Annotated in this window: 3 protein-coding genes and 1 pseudogene; all 4 read left to right on the top strand. The window is 48.2% G+C overall.

Annotated features, from left to right (window positions below; all coding sequences use genetic code 11):
* Positions 1 to 153: 153 nt before the first annotated feature.
* Positions 154 to 321 (top strand): annotated as a pseudogene (gene tnpB / locus AKG12_RS31345) (IS66 family insertion sequence element accessory protein TnpB); the annotation flags it as partial.
* A gap of 68 nt (positions 322 to 389) precedes the next feature.
* A complete protein-coding gene (locus tag AKG12_RS30535) occupies positions 390 to 563 on the top strand; it encodes a hypothetical protein (protein ID WP_156316110.1) in 174 nt (57 codons plus the stop codon).
* A gap of 591 nt (positions 564 to 1,154) precedes the next feature.
* Positions 1,155 to 3,908 carry a glycoside hydrolase family 99-like domain-containing protein gene (locus AKG12_RS28370; protein WP_052821392.1) on the top strand — a complete coding sequence of 918 codons (2,754 nt, stop codon included), beginning with the start codon at positions 1,155 to 1,157 and terminating at the stop codon, positions 3,906 to 3,908.
* A 64-nt stretch (positions 3,909 to 3,972) separates the two neighbouring features.
* Positions 3,973 to 5,301: an FkbM family methyltransferase gene (locus AKG12_RS28375; protein ID WP_052821393.1), complete on the top strand. Its 1,329-nt coding sequence runs from the start codon at positions 3,973 to 3,975 to the stop codon at positions 5,299 to 5,301.
* Positions 5,302 to 5,604 lie beyond the last annotated feature (303 nt).

Genomic DNA, 5,604 nt, shown 5'->3' on the forward strand with positions numbered 1-5,604 from the left:
CACATCCAAAGAACTCGTATGCCCGAAATACCTTACTCAGCATCAGACCCGCCAGATGGGGTCTCCTTGCCGCTTACCCCTTTCACCGGAACGGTCTTCGTGTTCCGGTCACGCAAGGCGGATCGGTTGAAGCTGATCTAATGGGATGGCTCTGGAATCGTCATGGCCTACAAAAGGCTAGAAGAGCGCACGTTCACTTGGCCTGGCATCAAGAATGGCCTGATGACGTTGACCCACGCCCAGCTCGAAGCGTTGTTCGCAGGCCTCGATTGGCGAAGGGTTCATGCCGTCCAGACGAGAACACCGGAAGCGATCGAATAGCTCCGGCACGATGACTCAGTACCGCGAATTCCGAAGTCAAATCGGGTCGGATTTGATAGTTTCCGGCCATGCTTGATGCCGCCGACCTTCCCGATGATATTGCCGCCCTGAAGGCGATGCTGATCGCGGCGCAGGCACGCGAGGCGGCCAAGGACGTCGCGATAGCCAGCAAGGACGAACATATCGCCCGCAAGGACGAGCGGATCGATAAACTTCTACTGTGGAATTATCCGGTCGAGTAACGCGTTCCCAAGTGCCGCAGTCGGCCGGAAGCTGCTGTCCTTCCATTCGATAGCGCTCACCGGTGACGCCTAGAAGACGCTATCGCATATCCAAGCAGCGTGACGAGCCATACAGTGAAAATGAATCCTCCAGTGAGGATAGTCACGGCGAAGTAGCGTGCATACGAGTACAAGTTACCAAGCAGATTGGCATCAAAGGGGTGGACGAGAGATGTTCCGGACGGGCAGGTCACTCCGTATCGGATATCTGACTTGCATCCGCTGGCTTGAGCTACACTTTCGACAAAGAATGCAGTCAACAGGGGCGATAGCGCATAAAGGACAATGAGCAATAGCGATATGACGAAGTATCTCATGGAAGGTATCCAAGGGGACGGTCGCTCTCCTCGTAGCTTGCGTCAGAGGCCAGCGCAATGGTCGCTGTTGGCGCACGATTGTCATGTCGCTTCACGTGGTGGCATCTGATCCGACTACATACGTCAACGTGTGAGCGGCACACCGCTTACTAAGATTCTGTTCGATAGGTCATTGGATACTATCGAAGAGTCTGGTAACGCATAGCCAGTTCAGACGCCCGGTGTGGAGAAGATGATGAAAATCTTGGTTGCTTTAATCGAACATATTGGTGACATTATCGCGTGTGAACCAGTCGCCCGGTACTTAAAGAAGAAGTTTCCCGAATCCAATTTGACTTGGATTATCTCGAGAAAATTTCGGCCTCTCGTAGCTCACAATCCGTTTATCGACCACGTTATTGAAGTCGAGTGCCTCACAGACTGGATTAAAATTGCTAATCACACCGATGCGGACCTAGTAGTAGACCTTCATGTAAACTACAGGGTTTGCGAGTGCTGTCGAATTCCTCTGATAAAGCGACACGGAAATCCATTTGTCAGTGCCTACGAATGGCTAGACTACGGCCCGTTACTCCAAGCGTTTTCGATTGGCGCGGGACTCCCGCCCATTTCCGCTGCGCCGAAAATTTATCTGCCTGAGCACGTCTTAGAGTCGGTGTCTCGACTCAACCTTGCTCAACCGTACTGTGTAATCCACAGAACGTCAAATTCTCCTATTAAAGACTGGACCGATGAAAAGTGGGCAGAGCTTGTCCGCAAGATAAAAGAAAATCACGGAATAGATGTAATCGAGATCGGCAATGCCAAAACTAGCGAGAGTTCCCTCGGGAACCTCGTTACTAACCTCATTAACAAAACCGATCTGCTTGAGACGGGCGCTGTGATTAGAGGAGCAAGGTTTTTTATCGGTATTGATAGCGGACCAGCGCACATGGCTAACGCTCAGAAAGTGCCGGGAGTAATATTACTTGGTCAGCACGGTGCATTTAAGAAGTATAACCCTTATACAGGATATTATGCTGAATCGCACGCTGGCGTAAAGATTGTTCAAAATCTCAGTGGCAGTGTAGCCGACCTGTCAGTTACACAGGTGGTTGAGGCGGTAAGCTATGTTAACTCCGCTGTTTTGGCCGGCCTCGCCATCACGCCGGAAGACGAGCGAGCGAGTTTAAAATTTGTCAGTACTGAGCATCGCGACCTGGTCCAATCATCTGGATTATTCGATGAAGCGTGGTACGAATTGCACACAGAAGAACTGGCTGGGGGGGAAATTGACCCACTGACACATTACTTGTCGACCGACGGCTCACGGACAGTAGGTACTTTGCCTGGCTTTGACGCCGCTTGGTATTCGAATCAGTACCCACAAGTGGCTAGTATCGGGGCGCCTCCAATTGTCCACTATCTTCAAAACCCCGGTAATGGCCGGCGCTATTGGCAAATATTCAACACAGGGGCTAATTGGACGATTTCGAGAACTGTCGAAAATCATCGGAGCGAGCTTTTCGCAGTTTCCAATTCTCTATCACCCGACTCATTATCACGAGCTCTCGATGTAGAGTCACCGGTAAGCGATTTGGTCACAAGAGATCCGAAATCTAACATTTTTCCGCGAACATTTGCGTTCTACCTGCCTCAATTCCATCCTATCGACGAAAATAACTGGGCGCATGGTTTGGGCTTTACGGAGTGGCATAACGTAACGAAAGCAAAACCATTGTTCGCCGGTCACTACCAGCCAAAGATTCCCGGCGAACTGGGTTACTACGACTTGCGTTCACCTTTAGTATTGCAAAAGCAAATTGAACTTGCCAGATCCCACGGCATAGACGGTTTTTGCTTCTACTATTACTATTTTGCTGGCAAGAAAATTTTATATGATCCAATAGAAGAATTTCTGAAATCCGACTCAGACATGCCGTTCTTATTCATGTGGGCCAATGAAAACTGGAGCAAGCGCTGGGATGGAGGAGATAAAGAAGTAATCATTGCACAGGAACACTCTGATTTTGACGACATGGTCTTTATCGATGGTTTGTTTGATATTTTCAGAGATTCAAGGTATGTTAAGATCGATGGGAAGCCTGTACTTATGATCTATAAGACGCACCTGTTTCCGAATATATTGAATACCACAGAGCGATGGCGCGAAGCGGCATTGAAAAACGGATTTCCCGGCCTTTATCTCATTAAGGCTGATGGATGGATCGAGGGCGAAGAGCACCCACGGTTTTATGGGTTCGACGCGTCGTACGAGATCCCGTCAAATGTCACGCCCGAAAACGTTGAAATCGCCCCCCCAGAGCGCCCGTTGGTGGATCCAGATTTCGAGGGTCGGCTGATCGACTATCAAAAATTCGCTTCGTTTCATGCTGGAAATGAACGTCCTGACCGGAAACGGTTCAAGACCGTGATGCTGCCTTGGGACAACACTGCTCGATATAAATCGCGCGGAATAGTTCATTTAAACATTGAGGGTTCAGGCTATGAAAACTGGCTATCTCAAGCTTTGATGGATACGTATGTTTATCGTAAGCCGGAGGAACGTATCGTGTTCTTGCATTCCTGGAATGAGTGGTGTGAAGGAACTTATTTGGAGCCGGATGCGAAATACGGTCGACGTCGTTTAGAAAATACAAAAAATGTGATATTTAATACTAGGCGGGCAATTAGTTTAGCTGAAGGCTCTGGTGTCGCTGCCGAGTTGTGGAAAAGCTTATTTGATACGCAACGGACCAAAGATGAGGGCGCCTTCTTAGCTTTGGACGCCGCTCGGAGAGAAGCGCGATACGTTTGGACAAGGCTGAGCGATTTGGAGGCTACCGAACGCGTGCAGGTGGATTCGCCGCAAATCCCAACAAAAAAGGAGCTAAAGTTATTGATCAAAGCCCTTAAGATAAAGAGATTCTTTGTGCTTCCGTTCAAGAAAAAGCGTAGACATCAGGCGGAAAAAATAGAAAGAATTAAAAAAATACTTATGCTGTCATAGTATTTTTGAAAACGTTCGCTCTCTATTGCCTACTCTTTCGAGAATGGTCGGTTTGGAAAATAAAATGGTAAATAAACAAATGGCGGGAGCAGTGTCTGAGGTTGTTGAATGCCGTTATGGAAAGATGCGAACATTCTCGCACGACATCGGGGCCGTCTCTACTTCCCTGCGCCTATATGGAGAATGGGCTCAAAATGAAATTGACTTTGTCTCAAAGTTTATAGAACCGGGTATGACTGTTGTTGATGTGGGTGCTTACGTCGGAACACACACGCTAGCGTTCTCCAACTTGGTCGGATCAGAAGGGTCTGTAATTGCAATAGAAGCTCAAAAAAAATCGTTTAATTTGTTGCGATCTAATTTGGACCTAAACGGTTCCGCAAATGTTACGCCGTATAATGTGCTTGCTGGTGACGTTATCGGTCAACAAGAAATTAAGGCTATCGATGTTGACGAGGACGCGAGCTTTGGTAGTGCTATAGCTTTGCCGCTGCCTCAACAATCCGACAATAATTCAGAACAATCAGAAAAAAGACAACTTGTTGAATCAATAACTATTGACTCGCTAGATCTATCTCGCTGTGACCTTATTAAGATTGACGCTGAGGGAATGGAACATGTTGTAATTAAGGGTGCAGCAAATACTTTGGAGAAATTTGCTCCTTTGATTTATGCGGAATGCAACAGTGTGGATGAGGCAAGTAAGACGTTTTCTGCATTGGAGAAATGCGATTACGATACTTTTCTTCACGTTTCCAGTGCTTTTAATCCAGATAATTTTAGGCGCAATGCTGAGAATATGTTTGGGCTCGCGAAAGAGATTGCGCTGGTGGCCATTCCTCGTGGCAGGGAGTTCGGAGCCGATTTGAGGAAGCACATCCACAATGATTTTCTACTGCCAGCTAAGACGTTAGATGACGTGGTAGTCGCGATGCTCAGCAAACCCCAATATTTTCCAGAAGTCATCGAGAAAACGCACGCATTCGCGGCACTCGGTGCGAGCTTTGTTAAGGATTTGGGCAAGATCCATTCTTGGATCGGCTTACGAGGTACGAACCATGAGCCTTTGTCGGATGTACGCGGAGTAGGTCGCGATGAAGTCGACCCTAGTAAACGAATTGATCACTTAGTAAGAACCAATGAAGTTGCCAATCAGTTGGAAGCAACTTCGAAGGCGTTGTCGGACGCCCAAAGCTTGGCTCTTGAACGGTTCGACATTATATCTGACTTGGAGAAGCGGTTAGTTATGTCTAGCGCAGCACTGCAGGAGGCTAGGGATTTGTTAGCTGTGCGGCTTGCAGCTATAGAGGATCTCGAACGGGAGAATGCGATACTTGAGTCGAAATCTGCCTCTTTGTTTAACAAGATTACCAGGCTTTTCAGAGTTTCTTAGTGCCTCGGCTTTTTGCTCTGAGACCGAATCTTGCACCGCCGGGAATTAGAGTTTCCCGGCTCTCATTTCGATGCCGGGCCGGTTGGGCCACAGGGATTATTCAGGTCAATCGGTACGCTATATCCGATAGGCGAGTGAGGACGTTCCTCGTAACAGTATCGGCGCCAAGTGTTTAACTTCTCGCGGGAATCCGCAATGGTCAGGAACGAATGAGCGCTCAGACATTACGCTCGGAGCTTGTTGTACTTGACGTTGTTGGCATAATCCCAAAGGTCGAAATCACGGGAGATGAACTCGCTTCCG

This window comes from Agrobacterium sp. SUL3 (genome assembly GCF_001263295.1).
In the GTDB taxonomy this organism is placed as follows: domain Bacteria; phylum Pseudomonadota; class Alphaproteobacteria; order Rhizobiales; family Rhizobiaceae; genus Agrobacterium; species Agrobacterium tomkonis.